15 protein-coding genes and 1 pseudogene are annotated in these 16,686 nt (G+C 64.0%); 6 read left to right on the top strand and 10 right to left on the bottom strand.

Annotation, left to right across the window (positions count from 1 at the left end; translation table 11 throughout):
* Nucleotides 1-7: 7 nt before the first annotated feature.
* From trbL to GZ093_RS03565, 10 genes are all read right to left on the bottom strand, one after another.
* Complete coding sequence (gene trbL, locus GZ093_RS03520) at nucleotides 8-1,405, bottom strand: P-type conjugative transfer protein TrbL (RefSeq protein WP_296482182.1); 1,398 nt, start codon at nucleotides 1,403-1,405, stop codon at nucleotides 8-10.
* Between the two features lie 10 nt (nucleotides 1,406-1,415).
* A complete protein-coding gene (gene trbJ / locus GZ093_RS03525; protein ID WP_296482185.1) occupies nucleotides 1,416-2,144 on the bottom strand; it encodes a P-type conjugative transfer protein TrbJ in 729 nt (242 codons plus the stop codon).
* Nucleotides 2,141-4,618, bottom strand: coding sequence for a conjugal transfer protein TrbE (gene trbE / locus GZ093_RS03530; protein WP_296482188.1), 2,478 nt, complete (start codon nucleotides 4,616-4,618; stop codon nucleotides 2,141-2,143). Before trbE ends, trbJ begins: the two co-directional genes overlap by 4 nt.
* Nucleotides 4,619-4,639: 21 nt before the next feature.
* A complete protein-coding gene (locus tag GZ093_RS03535) occupies nucleotides 4,640-4,912 on the bottom strand; it encodes a VirB3 family type IV secretion system protein (RefSeq protein WP_296482190.1) in 273 nt (90 codons plus the stop codon).
* Complete coding sequence (locus GZ093_RS03540) at nucleotides 4,909-5,268, bottom strand: TrbC/VirB2 family protein (RefSeq protein ID WP_296482193.1); 360 nt, start codon at nucleotides 5,266-5,268, stop codon at nucleotides 4,909-4,911. Before GZ093_RS03540 ends, GZ093_RS03535 begins: the two co-directional genes overlap by 4 nt.
* Nucleotides 5,265-6,296 carry a P-type conjugative transfer ATPase TrbB gene (gene trbB / locus GZ093_RS03545; protein WP_296482198.1) on the bottom strand — a complete coding sequence of 344 codons (1,032 nt, stop codon included), beginning with the start codon at nucleotides 6,294-6,296 and terminating at the stop codon, nucleotides 5,265-5,267. The genes GZ093_RS03540 and trbB overlap by 4 nt, the downstream gene beginning before the upstream one ends.
* Nucleotides 6,293-6,745 carry a CopG family transcriptional regulator gene (locus tag GZ093_RS03550; protein ID WP_296482201.1) on the bottom strand — a complete coding sequence of 151 codons (453 nt, stop codon included), beginning with the start codon at nucleotides 6,743-6,745 and terminating at the stop codon, nucleotides 6,293-6,295. The genes trbB and GZ093_RS03550 overlap by 4 nt, the downstream gene beginning before the upstream one ends.
* Complete coding sequence (locus GZ093_RS03555) at nucleotides 6,742-8,736, bottom strand: conjugal transfer protein TraG (protein ID WP_296482204.1); 1,995 nt, start codon at nucleotides 8,734-8,736, stop codon at nucleotides 6,742-6,744. Before GZ093_RS03555 ends, GZ093_RS03550 begins: the two co-directional genes overlap by 4 nt.
* 279 nt (nucleotides 8,737-9,015) lie before the next feature.
* Entirely contained in the window at nucleotides 9,016-9,261 is a 246-nt protein-coding gene (locus GZ093_RS03560) for an EexN family lipoprotein (protein WP_363260119.1), read from the bottom strand.
* Between the two features lie 8 nt (nucleotides 9,262-9,269).
* Entirely contained in the window at nucleotides 9,270-10,181 is a 912-nt protein-coding gene (locus GZ093_RS03565; RefSeq protein WP_296482206.1) for a LysR family transcriptional regulator, read from the bottom strand.
* Nucleotides 10,182-10,398: 217 nt separating this feature from the next.
* On the opposite strand from GZ093_RS03565, the gene GZ093_RS03570 reads away from it, so the two are divergent.
* From GZ093_RS03570 to GZ093_RS03595, 6 genes and pseudogenes are all read left to right on the top strand, one after another.
* Complete coding sequence (locus tag GZ093_RS03570; RefSeq protein WP_296482208.1) at nucleotides 10,399-11,007, top strand: TetR/AcrR family transcriptional regulator; 609 nt, start codon at nucleotides 10,399-10,401, stop codon at nucleotides 11,005-11,007.
* Nucleotides 11,004-11,213 (top strand): annotated as a pseudogene (locus tag GZ093_RS03575) (efflux transporter periplasmic adaptor subunit); the annotation flags it as partial. The gene GZ093_RS03570 and the pseudogene GZ093_RS03575, both read left to right, overlap by 4 nt.
* 178 nt (nucleotides 11,214-11,391) lie before the next feature.
* Nucleotides 11,392-12,426: a secretion protein HlyD gene (gene hlyD / locus GZ093_RS03580; protein ID WP_296482212.1), complete on the top strand. Its 1,035-nt coding sequence runs from the start codon at nucleotides 11,392-11,394 to the stop codon at nucleotides 12,424-12,426.
* Between the two features lies 1 nt (nucleotide 12,427).
* Nucleotides 12,428-14,218, top strand: a complete 1,791-nt coding sequence (locus tag GZ093_RS03585; protein WP_296482215.1) for an ATP-binding cassette domain-containing protein — start codon at nucleotides 12,428-12,430, stop codon at nucleotides 14,216-14,218.
* Between the two features lie 110 nt (nucleotides 14,219-14,328).
* A complete protein-coding gene (locus GZ093_RS03590; protein ID WP_363260122.1) occupies nucleotides 14,329-15,423 on the top strand; it encodes an ABC transporter permease in 1,095 nt (364 codons plus the stop codon).
* A 3-nt stretch (nucleotides 15,424-15,426) separates the two neighbouring features.
* Entirely contained in the window at nucleotides 15,427-16,551 is a 1,125-nt protein-coding gene (locus tag GZ093_RS03595; RefSeq protein WP_296482220.1) for an ABC transporter permease, read from the top strand.
* Nucleotides 16,552-16,686: the final 135 nt, after the last annotated feature.

Below are 16,686 nucleotides of genomic sequence, written 5' to 3' on the forward strand. Positions count from 1 at the left end.
GTTCTCCTTATGAATCCGAGGGATCGCGTAAGCTGAGTGCACTGCCCGAGCCGCCGCCGTCGCCACCGCGCAGCGTGTGGGCGACAGTTGTGGCGGCGTGCGAAAGCTGTTGCTTGCGATGCAGGCGCTTGGCCCACGCGGGTTGTTCCGTGTTGGTTGGGGCCGCGTCAGCGCCGCCCTGGGCGGCCGGGCTGCTGCTGTTACTGGCAGTGCCGCTGGCCCCGCCCCCGGATGTCGGGGCATCCGGCCTGAAGGCCGCCGCAGCCCGGTCCTTCATCGACTGGGCACCAGCGGCCACCTTTTGGCCAACGGACTGCGCACCTGTCTTGGCGACGTTACTCAGGCCGGCCGCTGCGCCCTTGAAGCCGCCTCCAGCACCCGCAGAACCCGCCTGGAAGGCGGACTTCGCGCTGCTCGCCGTGGAAGCCATCGTCGAGGCCATCGAACTCGTGCCGCTCGCGGCCATCTTGGCGGCGGCAGGCGCCATGCGCGCACCCGCTGCCACGGCGCCACCAACGCCGGTGGCCGCAACGCCCACGGCAACCGCCGCACCGGCCACACCCAGGGCCGTGCCAGCAACTGCACCCGCACCCAACTGCGGCGCACCGGACACCAGCCCCGTGGCGATGCCCGGCCCGAAGATGCCCAGCGCCAGCAGCGACAGCGAGGCCAACATCACCACCAGCGCGTGGTCGATGGAGGGCTCACCCGGCGTCGTCTGAAACTCGGCAAACAGGCCTGTGCCAATGCCGACGATCACCGCCAGCACCAGCACCTTGATGCCCGACGACACCACGTTGCCAAGCACCTTTTCCGCGAGAAAGGCCGTCTTGTTCCACAGCGCGAACGGCACCAGTACGAAACCGGCAAGCGTGGTCAGCTTGAATTCGATCAGCGTGACGAAGAGCTGCACCGCCAGCACGAAGAAGCTGGCGATCACCACCAGCCAGGCCAGAAACATGACGACGATGGCATCGAGGTTCACGAACACCTCGGGAAATCCCGCCATGTCGCCGATCTGCACCAGGATTGGCGCGGCGGCATCAATGCCCACCTTGGCCAGTCGCCCCGGCTGCAGGAACTCGGCCTGCGTGATGGTTGAGCCCGATGCCACAAGCCCCAGCCCCGCGAATGACCGGAACACGATGCCGGCCAGTAGATTGAAGTTGCCGATGATGTAGGCGAAGGCACCCACGTACAGCACCTTCTTGATCAGCTTGCCCATGATGTCGTCGCCGCCACCGCTGGCATGGCTCATGGCCCAGAACAGGCCAGCCAGCGTCATGTCGATCGCCACCAGCGTCGCGGTCAGATAGGCCACTTCGCCGTGCACCAGGCCGAAGCCCGAGTCGATGTAGTGGGAGAAGACCTGCAGGAAGTGGTCGATGACGGAAACGTCGTTCATGGCCCCGCCCTCAGTGGCTGTAGAAATCCACGGCCTGCGGCGTGTACGGCGTGCCGTCGCCCAGGAAACGCCGCCGCACCTCGCGGGCGCGCTCGTTGGCCGCCGCCTGGCGTGCCAACTCCAACGCTGACGCGCGATCCTGCGTGATCTGCAACTGCTGCCCCTGGATCGCCTGACGCGCCTGCAGTGCCAGCAGCTGGTTGGTTGCCTGCGTGGCTTGTAGGGCACCCACCGCCGACTGGCTGCGGTTCACCAGGTCAGTCAACGTCTGCTCGTCGGATGTGAAGTTCTGCACCGCCTGCGCCTGCACCTTGGTGGCCGTGCGCAATGCTTCGAGCGAATTGCGCCAGCGGCCACGCGCATCGAGCGCCATCTGCGTGCCACTGGTCGCCGCCGTGTACGACTCCGGGTACAAACGTCGGAACTCGCTGTCCATCTGCGACACGTTGAAGGCCAGCCCCTGTGCCTGCTGGATCAACTGGTTCGAGGCCGACAGCGCGGCGCGCAGTTCGGCCAGTGCGCTGAAGTCGAGTCCGGTCAGGTTCATGGCGTCATTGCGCAGGCTCTGTGCCTCGTTTTGCAGTTGCCTGATCTGGTTGTTGATCTGTTCCAGCGTGCGCGCGGCGGTCATGATGTTCTGTGCGAGATTGCTGGGGTCGATCACAACCCACTGCGCATGCGCGGCAGGCAAAGCGCCCAATAATGCGGCGGTAGCGATGGCAAGCAAGGTCTTTTTCATGGTGTGTTCTCCTGTGAAATGGATGGAAAGGACGGGATAAGGTCGGCGGCCCAGTCGAGGCCGCGACGGCGCAGCCATGCGGCTGCGAAGTCGGAGGAAGCGCCGGTGGGCGCAATGGATGACGACAACGCATCGCCCACCTTGTCGCAAATTTTGTCAATATCGCGCTGATCCTGCGGTGTCGAGGCACCGGCAAAGGCCAGGGTGACCGGCCCCAAGTCGAGATCGAACAAGCGATTGCCCAGACGTGACTGGTAGTAGTAGTCGCGTTTCGGGATGGCCTCGGCGATCAGGGTGATCTGCCGTGCATTGAGGCCAAAGCTTTCGTAGATCACCCTGATCTGCGGTTCCGTCGCCTGTGGATTTGGCAGGAAAATGCGGCTCGCGCAGCTCTCCACGATGGCCGGGGCAATGCTCGAATCCTTGATGTCTGCCAGCGACTGCGTGGCGAAGATGACGCTGACGTTCTTCTTGCGTAGGGTCTTCAACCACTGGCGGATGCGGGCAGCGAACACCGGGTCGTCGAGGAACAGCCAGGCCTCGTCGAGGATCAACAGCGTCGGTGCGCCGTCAAAGCGTTCGTCGAAGCGCGCGAACAGATAAGACAGCACGGCCATCGTCGCGGCCTTGCTGTGCATCAGGTCTTCCATCTCGAAGCCCTGCACGTCGGCAGAGCCTAGTCGATCATGGTCGGCATCGAGCAGCTTGCCGTGTGCGCCGCCCAGCACATACGGCTGCAAGGCCTGGCGCAAGGCGTTCGATTGCAGCAGCACGGAGAGGCCGGTCATCGTGCGCTGCTCCACCGGCGCGCTGGCCAGGCTGTTCAGCGCGGACCACACCGCATCCTTCTCGGTAGGTCCGACCGCCACGCCTTCCTGCAGCAATCGGCCTTCGATCCACTCCGATGCCCACGCCCGGTAGCCGTCCTGGTCGATGCGCGCCAGCGGCTGGAAGGCAATCGTCCCGGCTGCGCCGCCATCGGCGCCCAGGTCATAGTGCTCACCGCCCAGGCCCAGCACCGTGGCCCGGATCGAGCGTCCCATGTCAAAAGCCAGGATGCGCGAGCCGGGATAGCGCCGGAACTGCAGCGCCAAGGTGGCCAGCAGCACCGACTTGCCCATGCCGATCGGCCCCACCACCAGGGTGTTGCCCACATCGCCGATATGCGTGACCAGCCGGAACGGCGTCGCGCCATCGGTGCGTGTCACGATCAGCGGCGGGCCGTCGAGGTGGGCATTGCGCTCCTGCCCCGCCCATACCGCCGACACCGGCATCAGGTGCGCGAGGTTGAGCGTCGAGATGATGGGTTGGCGGACGTTGGCGTAGGCGTTTCCGGGAATCGAAGACAGCCAGGCATCGACCGCGTTCAAGGTCTCCGGGATAGTCACAAAGCCCCGGCCTTGAATCACCCGTTCGACCCTTCGCAGCTTCTCGTCGGCCGCGCCGGCATCCGGGTCAAGCACCGTCACGGTCGCGGTGACATAACCGAAGGCGACTTGATCGCTCCCCAGTTCCTGCAACGCGGCATCGGCATCCGCCGCCTTGTTCGAGGCATCGGTATCCACCAGCGGGCTTTCCTGCTGGAAGATGGTCTCGCGCAACAGGGCCACGACGTTCTTGCGCTTGGAGAACCACTGGCGGCGCAGACGTGTCAGTTCCCTCTCGGCCTCCGATTTGTCCATGCACAGGAAGCGTGTGGACCAGCGGTAGGCAAAACCCAGGCGGTTGAGGTCATCGAGCAGACCCGGCCAAGTCGAGGTCGGGAAACCGCGTACCGAGGCCACACGCAGGTGCTGGTCGCCCAGCATCGGGGCCAAACCTCCGACCAGCGCGCAATCGGCCAGCAAGGCATCGAGATGAAACGGGTGCTCCGGCACAGCGAGCTGATAGCGGCGGATCGAGACGGTCGCATGCAGGTAGGTCAGCGTCTGACTGTCATCCAACCAGGCTATTTCTGGCATCACGCCGTCGAGCAGGTCGAAGAAGCGGTCCGTCTCCGATACGAACGATGCCAGCCGCTCACGCCAGTCCACGCCACCCTGCGGCGTGTTCTCGTACAGCAGCTTGGCCGCACGGGCGCGGGATTCCTCGGCTGGCAGGTACACCAGCGTCAGGTGGTAGCTGCTCTCAAAATGGCTGTGGTCTTCCTCGAAGGATGCCCGGCGCTCTTCGTCCACCAGCCAGGACAGCGGCTCCGGGAAATCCGAGTGCGGGTAGTCAGCGGCGGCGCGCCGCTCGGCTTCCACGAACAAGGCCCAGCCTGACCCCAACCGGCGCAGCGCGTTGTTCAAACGCGCCGACGTGGCGATCAGTTCGCCCTGCGTGGCGCTGTCCAGGTCCGGCCCGCGAAAGCGCGCCGTGCGCTGGAACGAACCATCCTTGTTGAGCACCACACCGGATGCGACCAGTCCGGCCCAGGGCAGCCAGTCGGCCAGCAGTGCGGGCCGCTTGCGGTATTCGGCGAGATTCATCATGGCGTGTTCTCCTTGTGTGGCTCACACGTCCAGCAGTGGCCGGTGCTTGATGTGCCGGGCGAACACGGCCATGAACTGCGGATCGAGCCGCGCACCCCAGACCGCCAGCGAGTGGCCAACGATCCACAGCGCCAACCCTGGAATCCACAGTTGCAGGCCCAGCCCCACGGCAGCGGCCAACGTACCGTTGGCAATCGCCACGGTGCGCGGCGCACCACCCAGCAGGATCGGTTCGGTCAGCGAGCGGTGCAGCGGAATCTCGAAACCGGAGGCGAAGTCGGGGGCGGCGCTCATGCGATCACCGCGCCGCCGGAGAAGCTGAAGAAGCTCAGGAAGAACGAGGACGCAGCGAATGCGATGGTCAGGCCGAACACGATCTGGATCAGCTTGCGAAAGCCGCCCGAGGTGTCACCAAAGGCCAGCGCCAGCCCCGTGGAAATGATGATGATGACGGCCACGATCCGGGCCACCGGCCCCTGGATCGATTCGAGAATGGATTGCAGCGGCCCTTCCCAGGGCATGCTGGAGCCAGCCGCGCGTGCCGCCGTAGCGAAGCACAGCATCAAGGCCGCGAGCATGGCACCGTGCAACGCCAGCCGCAAATGCGGATTTACAGAAATACGGGGAGTCGAAACGTCGGCATGTGTCATGGCAGTTCTCCAGGGGTGGTTGAGGGAATCGTTGGCAGTGGCGGCGCGAGCGCGTCGTCGAGCTGGTACCCATGGCTGTCGAAGCCAATGACACGGACGATGTTCTGGATGCGGCGGGCGCGGCCCCGCCCGGCAATGAAGACCACGACATTCACCGCCTCGGCGATCAGCGCGCGCGGTGGGGTCAAGGCCACTTCGAGGATCAGTTGTTCCAGGCGCAGCAGTGCGCCATGCGCGGAGCTGCCATGGATGGTGGCGATGCCACCGGGGTGTCCGGTGCCCCAGACCTTGATCAGGTCCAGTGCTTCGCCGCCGCGTACCTCGCCGACGACCACGCGATCCGGGCGCAAGCGCATCGTGGCGCGCACCAGTTCGGCCATTGACACCACGCCTGCCCGCGTGCGCAGCGATACATGGTCGCGCGCCACGCATTGCAGCTCCACAGTGTCTTCAAGCACCAGCACCCGGTCGCCAGTAGCGGCGATCTCGGCCAGCAGCGCGTTGGCCAGCGTGGTCTTACCGGTGCTGGTGCCGCCAGCGATCAGGATGTTCAGCCGCTCGCGCACGGCGCGGCGCAGGAACTCGGCTTGTTCCTCGGACAGGATGCCGTCGCTGACGTAGTGCTCCAGGCAGATGATGCGGATCGCGCGTTTGCGCAGCGCGAAGGCCGGCCCGGGCGCGGCGGGTGGCAGGATGCCCTCGAAGCGTTCGCCGGTTTCGGGCAGCTCGGCGGTCAGCAGCGGCTGGCCGCGATGCACTTCCGTGCCGACGTGGGCGGCGACCAGGCGGATAATGCGTTCGCCATCGGCCTCGGACAAAGAGACGCCCATTGGCGAGCGCCCAGACGACAGCCGGTCCAGCCACAGCGAGCCGTCCGGGTTGAGCATGATTTCCACCACATCCGGGTCTTCCAAGGCGGCGGCGATCAGCGGCCCCATCGCTGTGCGCAGCATGCGGATGCGCCGATCCAGCGATGTGGCGGCAGACGAGCGCGGAGACTCAGGCAGCGGCTTCGGAACGGCGCTCATGATCCGTTCTCCTGCGCCGCCGCTTCCGTCATGCGCTTGGTGTCGGGTTGGATTTCCTCGTAGACCTCTTTGACCAGGCTGCGCCCGCGCAGCATGTGGCGGCCGAGCTGTTCGATGAACTGCTCGAAGCGCGCCTTGCCCTGGGCTTTCGCTGCCTCCTGATGGGCTTCCGGCACCGGCGTGCTGACCGTCAGGTAGTAGCGCACATACAGCGCCAGCGTCTCGATCAGGATGTTCTGGTCGCGCTCCAGGCGCTCGAACTGGCGCGACAGCCGATCCAGTCGTTTGGCCGTGGCCGCCTCGCGCTGGTCGCCTGCGTCTGGCGACAGCCAGGACGCCAGCGCCGCCGCGACGATGGACGACTTGGACACGCCTTTCTTGGCGGCCAGTTCGTCCAGACGCTTGGCGTGGTCGGGTTGGATAAAGAGGTTCAGGCGCGCTTGGCTCATAGCTGGATTCCGTCGGCAGGGTCGAGAGAGGCCAGCCGTGCCGTGCGCTGCAAGCGCGGGTCGAGCTGGGATGGAAGAGGGAGCGGGAAATCGTCGTCATCGAGCAGCGACAAGTCGCTGGCCGGCTGTTCTGGTTCGGGGCTGTAGGTGGCCATCTCGGATAGCTCCGGCTGCTGGCGTGGGCCGCCGTCATCGGCGTGTTCACCAAGGCCGGCAGGTGCAGGGGACGCGGATGGCACAGTGGGAACTGCCAGACCGCTCCAGTCGTCCCCGCGTGCAGAGGGAACATCGGCGTATCCACCCAGTGCGAGCACAGGTGGCGGCAGCACACGCCGTTTGAAATTGGCATCGGTGTAGTAACGCAGCTTCTTGGCCTTGATCGGCGCATGGCCCGAGACCATCACCACTGATTCGTCGGGCGGCAATTGCATGACTTCACCGGGCGTCAGCAGCGGGCGCGCCGTCTCCTGGCGCGACACCATCAGGTGCCCGAGCCACGGAGCCAATCGATGTCCTGCGTAGTTGCGCTGCGCGCGCAGCTCGGTGGCCGTGCCCAGCGTTTCGGAGATGCGTTTGGCGGTGCGTTCGTCGTTGGTGGCGAAGGTCACGCGCACATGGCAGTTGTCCAGAATCGAATGGTTCTGGCCGTAGGCCTTGTCGATCTGGTTGAGCGATTGCGAAATCAAAAAAGCTCGCAGACCGTAGCCGGCCATGAAAGCGAGCGCGGATTCAAAGAAGTCCAACCGACCCAGCGCCGGGAACTCGTCGAGCATCAGCAGAAGCTTGTGCTTGCGCTCCACGCCGTCGCTACCGTCCAGCGATTCGGTCAGCCGCCGACCAATCTGGTTGAGGATTAACCGGATCAGCGGTTTGGTGCGGCTGATGTCTGAAGGCGGCACCACGAGATACAGCGACACTGGATGCTCGGCGGAGATCAGATCGGCAATGCGCCAATCGCAACGCGACGTGACTTCAGCCACTGTGGGATCACGGTACAAACCGAGGAACGACATGGCTGTGGAGAGCACGCCAGAACGCTCGTTGTCGCTCTTGTTCAAGACCTCGCGGGCAGCCGATGCGACAACAGGATGGGTGCTCTCACCCAAATGCCGCGTGGTCATCATCCGGTGCAGCGTCACCTCAAAGGGGCACGCCGGGTCGGACAGGAAATTGGCAACGCCACGCAGCGTCTTGTCGCGGCCCGCATAGAGCACATGCAGGATGGCGCCGACCAGCAGCGCGTGCGAAGTCTTCTCCCAGTGGTTGCGCCTCTCCAGCGCGCCTTCGGGATCGACCAGGATATCGGCGATGTTCTGCACGTCGCGCACTTCGTGTGCACCGCGGCGAACTTCCAGCAGCGGGTTGTAGGCTGCGGACTTCGGATCGGTGGGGTTGAACAGCAGGCAGTGAGAGAAGCGCGAGCGCCAGCCGGCGGTGATGTTCCAGTTCTCGCCCTTGATGTCGTGGATCACGGCCGAGGCCGGCCAGCTCAACAAGGTCGGCACCACCAGGCCCACGCCCTTGCCCGAGCGCGTGGGCGCGAAAGTCAGGACGTGTTCCGGGCCTTCGTGGCGCAGGTACTGGTCGTCGTGCAGGCCGAGGAAAACACCGGCCGGACCAGTCAGTCCGGCCTTGCGGATTTCCTTGGCGTCGGCCCAGCGTGCCGACCCGTAGGTGGTGACCAGGCGCGATTGCCGGGAGCGCCAGATCGACATGCCGATGGCGACCACGACGGCCACCAGTCCGCTGCCGCCCGCAATGGCGCCGCCGATGTCAAAGACCTTCGGCGCATAGGCGTCAAAGACGAACCACCACTCGAACAGACGCCATGGGTGATAGACCGGCGTGCCGAGAAAATCGAACCAGGGCGCGCCAAGGCGTAGCTGATAGCCCAGTGCGGCGGCAGTCCACTGCGTGGCGCCCCATACGCCGGCTATGACGATGCCAAACACCGTCAATACCTGACCGAACAGCACATTGGTCCCTTGCATCCCGACCTCCGAATTTATCCTGCGCGTTGCGCGCACAAAGACGTGCCGCAGACGTGAGGTTCGGTGTTGGATCAGTGCCGGTCAAAGACCGTTATCGGGACAATTCAGGGAGAAAAAACAAGACTTCCAGCAGGAGCGAAGACGAGAAAATCGCTGCAAACGAGTACGCGTTGCGGCGTGTATGGCGATTTTCTGAGAGATTTTTTGCCGATGCGAGGAATCGGCGCGAACAGATCCAAACGGCAGGCTTGTGTCGGCCCCTCTATTTGCGTGCGGCGTTCAGTTCTTGGGTGCAGACTCTGGGGTGTAAGGCGTACCGCCGCCTATGAAGCGCTTGCGCGTGGCTTCGCCCACCGCATTGCACAGGGCATCACCCAGTTTGGCGCGGTCAGCCTTGCACTGCTTGCGCAACTCCTTCAGTCGCTCGGGGTTGGCCACTAGCGATTCAACCGTATCGGCCGGCGCGGGCGGGCCGCAGGCAGCCAGCGCTACCGTGAGTATTAGCACAGGGAGTGTTTTTATCACATGACCTCTCATTGAATGGTGGCAGGATTCGGTGCTTGGCCTTCAACCGGACTCACCCTGTCAATGAATCGGCTCAACTGCTCAGAGGGTTCGGTATCCGGACGCAGCAAGTAGGTGGTCACCATCGGCGAGCGACCTGCCAGCGGTCGGGCAATCACATCGGGATTGCGGCAGCCTGCAATTTGCGCTTCAGTGGCAAATCCAAGTCCGTATCCGGCCGCAACCAAGGTCATCATCAGGTCCAGCGTCGGTGCACGATCCGCCACGATGAGCTTGGCATCCACAGTGCGCAGCACCCGCTTGACCTGGCGCCAGAAGCCTTCGCATGCTTCCGGGTGGCATAGCACCAGCGGATAGCGCAATACCTCGTCCAAAGGGAGGCGCCGATGTTCCAAGATCGGATGGCGTGCAGGTACTAAAACCATCAGGGGATCACTCCAGATGGGTTCCGCTGTGATGCCATCGCCTACATCATCGGATTGCGCAAGCCCCGCGTCGAACAGGTCGCTATGCAAGCCCTTTATCTGTTGCGACAGGGATGTTTCGGACAAGCGTATTTCTACTTCCGGCTCTTTCTCGCGGCACTGCGCCAACAAGGTGGCCAACCGGGATTGGGCAATGCCATCCGACAACGCGATGCGTAGACAGCCACGGTAACCGCTGGCTGCGCCCTTTACGCTGGCCTTGGCTTGTTCGATGGCAACAAAGATTCGGTGGGCTTCATCCAGCATCACCTTGCCTGCCCAAGTCAGCTGTGTTCGGCGTGTAGTGCGCTCAAATAATTGCACACCGAGCTGATACTCCAGCTCCTTGATGGCTCGTGATAGCGGCGACTGCTCCATATGCAGTCGTTCTGCCGCTCTGGCGAAGTGGAGTTCTTCGGCAACGGCGATAAAGCAGCGTAGATGTCGCAGTTCCATCTATGCACCTTTGGGTAAGTCACACCCGCACATTTCCGCATCGGAAGCTGTTTGGTGGGAACGGCTGATCCCGTAAGCGCCCAACTCATGTTTGCCATTTGGAATGGCGGGTCTGTTGCTCATGGCTGTTCCTTCACTAGAGTTGGGCTGCCCTCTTGCGCGGGCATCATATTCTGATAAGATAGTAATAGATTACTACCTTTTGAAGGTGACAACAATGAGTACCCATGTAAAGCATCTACCCGCAGATGAGCGGCGGGCCGTTACCGTCGAGGCGGTGGTCGAACTGGCTGCCGAACAGAATCCCAACGACATCACCACCTCCGCCATTGCCAAGCGCATGGGTCTGACCCAAGGCGCGCTATTTCGTCACTTCCCCACCAAGGACGCCATCTTGCAAGCGGTCATGGCGTGGGTGGCGGAACGCCTGCTCTCGCGGGTGGACAAGGCCGCGCTGGACGTTGCGTCCCCGATTGCCGCGTTGGAGGCAATTTTTATGACGCATATTGATTTCGTGGCTGAGCATCCCGGGGTGCCACGGATGATGTTCGGCGAATTGCAGCGTGCGGGGGAGACGGCACCCAAGCGCATGGTGCAGACGCTCATCCGCCACTATGGGGAGCGTTTGCATCGGCTGATTGAGGAAGGCAAAGCGCAGGGTGAGCTGGATGCCGCGCTCGATACCGAGGCTGCCGCCACCCTCTTCATCGGCACCATTCAGGGGCTGGTGATGCAATCGCTGCTGGTCGGCGATGTTGCCAGCATCCGCCGCGATGCGCCGAGGGTCTTTGCCATCTACCGGCGTGGTATCGGGAGCGCGCTATGAAAAACCTGCCTCTGCTAGGCCGCACTTTGGCACTCGTGGCCGTCATAGTCCCATTGATTGCGCTCTTCATCTACGTTGGCCTGCGATCCGGCCCGCTGGCTCCGGTCGCTGTGACGGTCGTGACAGTGGAATCGCGAGCGGCCACGCCGGCGTTGTTCGGCATCGGCACGGTGGAGGCTCGCTATACCTACAAGATCGGACCCACCCCGGCCGAAGATCGACAGCTGTGACCATCGACTCTCGCCTCACGCCCACGGATTCGCGCCATCAGTGCAAGAGCCGACGAACCTTGACACAAGTGCACGTCATTCGTCCAACCTGGCTTTTTGACCTCGATCGTTTCTCGACCAAGGTCGAGCAATCGTCCCAAACGGAAACCCAACGATGAAAACTCCGAGCATCCTCACTGGCAAGATTCGCTGGATAGCGCTCGCCGTCGCCGTGATCGCCGTCGGTGGCCTGTTGCTGTTCTGGCTGTTGCATGACCGCGACAATCCCAATGTGCTGCGCCTGTATGGAAACGTGGACATCCGTGAAGTGGAACTTGCGTTTCGCCAGCCCGGGCGCATGACGAGCATGGCTCTCGACGAGGGCGATGCCGTTACCGCTGGCGCAGTAATGGCTCAACTCGATGCCACGCCGTATCACGAGAAGCTGGCCGCAGCGCAGGCGGAACTGCACGCAGCACAGGCCGGACTGGACAAACTGCGCAGCGGCAACCGCCCCCAGGAGATTGCGCAGGCGCAGGAACACGTGCGCCAGGCGCAGGCAGCCTCCCGCGAGGCCGAGCGCAACTTCAGGCGCCAGAGCACCCTGCTCGAATCGGGTGCCAGCAGCCAACGCACCGTCGATGCCGCACGTGCCGCGCATGACCGGGCCTCGGCTGACCTGGCATCAGCCGAGGCAGCATTGTCGCTGGCCAAGGATGGATTCCGCAGCGAGGATATCGCCGCCGGTGAGGCGGGGGTAGCCGCGGCCGAGGCAGCCCTGGCACAGGCGCGCATTGCGCTGGCGGACACTGAACTTGTGGCGCCCAGCAACGGCATCGTGATCGCACGGGTGCGTGAACCGGGCAGCATGGTGACGAGCAGCACGCCCGTATACACCTTGAGCCTGCGCGATCCGGTCTACGTGCGCGCCTATGTCAGCGGGCCGGACCTTGGCCACCTTGCTCCAGGCGCAGCGGTACGCGTGCACGGTGATTCCTCCGACAAGGTCTATCACGGCCAGATCGGCTTCATCTCGCCGCGTGCGGAATTCACCCCGAAGACGGTGGAGACCACCGACTTGCGCACCGACCTAGTCTACCGGCTGCGTGTAGTGGTCGCCGACGCTGACCAGGGCCTGCGGCAGGGTATGCCGGTAACGGTCGATGTCGACACCGCCCGGACCGACGATAAGCGTGCTCAAGGGAAATGAGATGAGTGGGCACACCGCCAGCGACACGCCACGCGAGCGCGGCAAGGACGCCGTTGCCGTCGTTATCGATAGCGTCGCCAAGCACTTCGGCGAGGTCCAGGCCTTGCGCGGCTTCAGTGCCAAGATCTGCTACGGCCGCCTTACCGGCCTGGTCGGACCCGACGGCGCCGGCAAGACCACGCTGATGCGGATCATGACCGGGCTGCTCGTGCCCAATGGCGGCAGCGTCACACTGGCCGGCTTCGACGTAGTCAACGACAACGACGCCATCCACATCGTCAGCGGCTACATGCCGCAGCGCTTCGGCCTCTACGAGGATCTGTCGGTGATGGAGAACATGCGTCTGTACGCCCAGCTGCGCGGCATGGACGCCGATCAGCACTCCGACACCTTCGCCAGCCTTCTCGACTTCACCCGGCTGGGCCCGTTCACCAAACGCCTCGCCGGCAAGCTATCCGGTGGCATGAAGCAGAAACTCGGGCTGGCGTGCGCGCTGATGGCGAAACCCAAAGTGCTGCTGCTGGACGAGCCCAGCGTCGGCGTCGATCCAGTCAGCCGCCAGGATCTGTGGCGCATGGTGCAGGAACTCACCGATGAGGGCATGGCAGTGGTCTGGTCGACGGCCTACCTCGACGAGGCCGAGCGCTGTGAGAGTGTGCTGCTGCTCAACGAAGGCAAGCTCGAGTTTGACGGCCCGCCGCAGGAGCTCACTGACCGCATCAAGGAGCGCAGCTTCCGCCTGACCGGGGTCGGCGACGAGCGCCGCGCCGTGTTGTCGCGGGCACTGAATCTGGGCACCGTCGGCGACGGCGTGATCCAGGGCGACGCAGTGCGCGTGGTATTGCGCAAGGATGCCGGACGCGGAGAGATCGATGCACTGGCCGAGGAGGTCGGTGCGAAAATCGAACCCGTGCAACCGCGCTTCGAGGACGCCTTCATCGATCTGCTCGGTGGCGGCCCCGGCGGCACTTCGGCCCTGGCCGAGCGCATGGACGTGGTCAAACTCGATTCGGATATCGCGGTGTCCTGTCGCGATCTGACCAAACGCTTCGGTGATTTCACTGCCACCGACAGCGTCAGCTTCGAGGTCCACAGGGGCGAGATCTTCGGACTGCTCGGGCCCAATGGCGCCGGCAAGTCGACGACCTTCAAGATGCTCTGCGGGCTGCTGAAACCGACCGAAGGCGAGGCGCACGTGGTCGGACTCGACCTGCGCCGCGCCACCGGAGCAGCCAAGGGTCAACTCGGCTACATGGCGCAGAAGTTCTCCCTGTACGGATTGCTGACGGTGAAGCAGAACCTGGAATTCTCTGCCGGCGTCTACGGGCTGGAGGGCGCCATCAAGCGCGAGCGCATCGACGAGATGATCGAGACCTTCGACCTGAAGCAATACCTCACCACCTCACCAGACTCGCTGCCGTTGGGCTTCAAGCAGCGCCTGGCCCTGGCGTGTTCGCTGATGCACCGTCCGCCGGTGCTGTTTCTCGACGAACCGACCTCCGGCGTCGATCCGATCACCCGGCGCGAGTTCTGGACCCACATCAACGGCCTGGCCCGCAAGGGTGTGACGGTGATGGTCACCACCCATTTCATGGACGAGGCCGAGTACTGCGACCGCGTGGCACTGATGTACCGCGCGAAGCTGATCGACCTCGACACACCTGACGCGCTCAAGCGCGCTTCCAGGAGCGACAAGCATCCCGATCCGACGATGGAGGACGCCTTCATCCATCTGGTCGAGTCGGCGGATATGGAAGACGAGGCGCAGACAGATGCCAAGGCGGCAGCATGAACAGTGACACCACCGATACCGATACCGGTGCAAGCGCAGACGCAGGCGCAACGCCGCAGGAAGGCGCCAACCGGGAGCATGCCAGCAAGAAATTCGACTGGCGGCGTCTGATGGCGCTGGTCCGCAAGGAAAGCCTGCAGGCAATGCGTGATCCGTCCACCATCCTGATCGCCTTTGTGCTGCCCGTGGTGCTGCTGTTCCTGTTCGCCTATGCGGTGTCGCTGGACGTCCGCGAGGTGCGCATCGGCGTGGTGCTGGAATCCGATGCCGCCTCCGCACAGTCGCTGGCCGCCGCCTTCGCGGGCACCCGCTACCTGAAAGTCACGCCCGCGCGCGACCGCCGCGAGGTCGCCGGCCAGGTGGTGTCCGGCAAGCTGCGCGGTTTTGTCGTGATTCCACAGGATTTCGAACGCCGACTGGCGTCTCCCGTGCGGCAATCGCTGGTGCAGGTGATCACCGATGGTTCGCAGCCCAACACGGCCAATTTCGTCGCCAACTACGCCCAGGGCGTGGTGCAGACGTGGGCGGCGGGCCGCAGCACCGACGCGCCGCCTGCGGCGATCATGCTGGAGCCGCGCTACTGGTTCAACGCCGAACTGGAAAGCCGCCGTGCGCTGGTGCCTGGCGCCATCGCGATCGTGATGACCATCATCGGCACCATGCTCACCGCGCTGGTGGTGGCGCGCGAGTGGGAGCGCGGAACGATGGAGGCAATCCTGTCGACCCCGGCTTCGGTAGTGGAGATCCTGATCGGCAAATTGCTGCCGTATTTCATCCTTGGCATGCTCGCTACACTGGCTTCCGCGGCGCTCGCGACCTTCGTGTTCGACGTGCCGTTGCGCGGTTCGCTGCTGGCGCTGCTGACCCTGTCGGCAGTGTTCCTGATTCCCGCGCTCGGCCAGGGCCTACTGATCTCGGCAGTTACCAAGGACCAGTTCCTCGCCTCGCAGATCGCGCTGTTCTCCGGCTTCCTGCCGTCCTTCCTGCTCTCGGGTTTCCTGTTCGAGATCGACGCGATGCCGCTGCCGATCCAGGCCATTACCTACCTGATACCGGCGCGCTACTTCGTGTCCTCGCTGCAGACGGTGTTCCTGGTCGGCGACGTCTGGTCGGTGTTTCTGCCGAACCTGGCGGCGATGGCCGCGATCGGTGTGTTTTTCCTCGTCATTGCCAAGCGCAAGACACGCAAGAATCTGGAGTCCTGAGCGATGCGCAGCCTGATCAAGAAATTTGCGAGCGGCCGCCTACGCGCGCAGATCGTCAAGGAGATGCTCAGCATCCTGCGCGATCCCCGCAGCCGCCTGATCGTGTTCGTGCCGCCGCTGATGCAGTTGTTGATCTTCACCTTCGCCGCCACGCTGGAAGTCCGCAACGCCGATATCGCCGTCTACAATCACGATGCCGGCCACTGGTCGTATGAAATGGTGGCGCGCGTCGGCGCGGCCGATTTCGTCAGCGAAGTGCGCACCGTGCACAGTCCCGACGAGCTGCGCGGGCTGATCGATCGGCGCAAGGTGATCGCCGCACTCGTTTTCCCGCCAGACTTTTCACGCGACATTGCCGCCGGAGATACCGCGACCGTACAGGTCATCGTCGATGGCCGGCGCAGCAACGCCGGCCAGATCACGGTCGGCTACCTCAATGTCATCGCCGCCGACGTCGCCGCCGCCGCCAGGAGGGACACGCGCAACGTATCCCCGGTCGTCGTCCGCCACTGGTTCAATCCCAATCTGATCTACCGCTGGTTCGTGGTGCCGGCGCTGTCGGGCATCCTGGTTTTCTTCAGCGCGCTGATGATCACGGCGCTGTCCATCGCCCGCGAACGCGAGTTAGGCACGTTCGACCAGTTGCTGGTCTCGCCAACCACCACACTGGAAATCATCGTCGCCAAAACCGTGCCCGCACTTGCCATCGGCGCCGTGCTGGGATTGATGATGATCGCCGCAGCAACGTTCCTGTTTGGCGTCCCCTTCCAGGGTTCGTTCTGGCTGCTGCTGCCGAGCCTGCTGCTGTTCACCCTCTCGGTGGTGGGCATCGGCCTGATGATCTCCTCGGTCTCCGCGACGCAGCAGCAGGCCATCCTGGGGGCCTTCGCGATCGGCGTGCCGGCGGTGCTGATGTCGGGCTTCGCCACGCCGGTGGAAAACATGCCTCTGGTGCTGCAGTGGATGGCGCAGGCGATTCCGCTCACCCACTTTCTGGTGATCGTCGAAGGCACGTTCCTCAAGGCGATGCCGGCTTCGGACATTCTCGCCAATACCTGGCCGCTGGCGGTGATCGCACTGGTGACGCTGACGATGGCGACTGTGATGGTCCGCAGTCGCCTGCAGTGACCGACCCCAACTATTGATGAAGGAATTGCCATGATACGTTCATCGAATATCCGACCTCGCGCCGCGCGCACAGTGGTCACCGCGCTGGGCGCGCTGCTGCTCGGCGCCTGCGCCGTCGGCCCCGACTACCGCGAG

Origin of the sequence: Rhodoferax sp. (assembly GCF_010365055.1) — a bacterium.
Classification (GTDB): domain Bacteria; phylum Pseudomonadota; class Gammaproteobacteria; order Burkholderiales; family Burkholderiaceae_C; genus Rhodoferax.

Bases quoted from the DNA above. Each gene is read 5' to 3' on its own strand.
- trbL (WP_296482182.1), bottom strand. From the start codon at position 1,405: ATGAACGACGTTTCCGTCATCGACCACTTCCTGCAGGTCTTCTCCCAC.
- trbJ (WP_296482185.1), bottom strand. From the start codon at position 2,144: ATGAAAAAGACCTTGCTTGCCATCGCTACCGCCGCATTATTGGGCGCT.
- trbE (WP_296482188.1), bottom strand. From the start codon at position 4,618: ATGATGAATCTCGCCGAATACCGCAAGCGGCCCGCACTGCTGGCCGAC.
- GZ093_RS03535 (WP_296482190.1), bottom strand. From the start codon at position 4,912: ATGAGCGCCGCCCCCGACTTCGCCTCCGGTTTCGAGATTCCGCTGCAC.
- GZ093_RS03540 (WP_296482193.1), bottom strand. From the start codon at position 5,268: ATGACACATGCCGACGTTTCGACTCCCCGTATTTCTGTAAATCCGCAT.
- trbB (WP_296482198.1), bottom strand. From the start codon at position 6,296: ATGAGCGCCGTTCCGAAGCCGCTGCCTGAGTCTCCGCGCTCGTCTGCC.
- GZ093_RS03550 (WP_296482201.1), bottom strand. From the start codon at position 6,745: ATGAGCCAAGCGCGCCTGAACCTCTTTATCCAACCCGACCACGCCAAG.
- GZ093_RS03555 (WP_296482204.1), bottom strand. From the start codon at position 8,736: ATGCAAGGGACCAATGTGCTGTTCGGTCAGGTATTGACGGTGTTTGGC.
- GZ093_RS03565 (WP_296482206.1), bottom strand. From the start codon at position 10,181: ATGGAACTGCGACATCTACGCTGCTTTATCGCCGTTGCCGAAGAACTC.
- GZ093_RS03570 (WP_296482208.1), top strand. From the start codon at position 10,399: ATGAGTACCCATGTAAAGCATCTACCCGCAGATGAGCGGCGGGCCGTT.
- hlyD (WP_296482212.1), top strand. From the start codon at position 11,392: ATGAAAACTCCGAGCATCCTCACTGGCAAGATTCGCTGGATAGCGCTC.
- GZ093_RS03585 (WP_296482215.1), top strand. From the start codon at position 12,428: ATGAGTGGGCACACCGCCAGCGACACGCCACGCGAGCGCGGCAAGGAC.
- GZ093_RS03590 (WP_363260122.1), top strand. From the start codon at position 14,329: ATGGCGCTGGTCCGCAAGGAAAGCCTGCAGGCAATGCGTGATCCGTCC.
- GZ093_RS03595 (WP_296482220.1), top strand. From the start codon at position 15,427: ATGCGCAGCCTGATCAAGAAATTTGCGAGCGGCCGCCTACGCGCGCAG.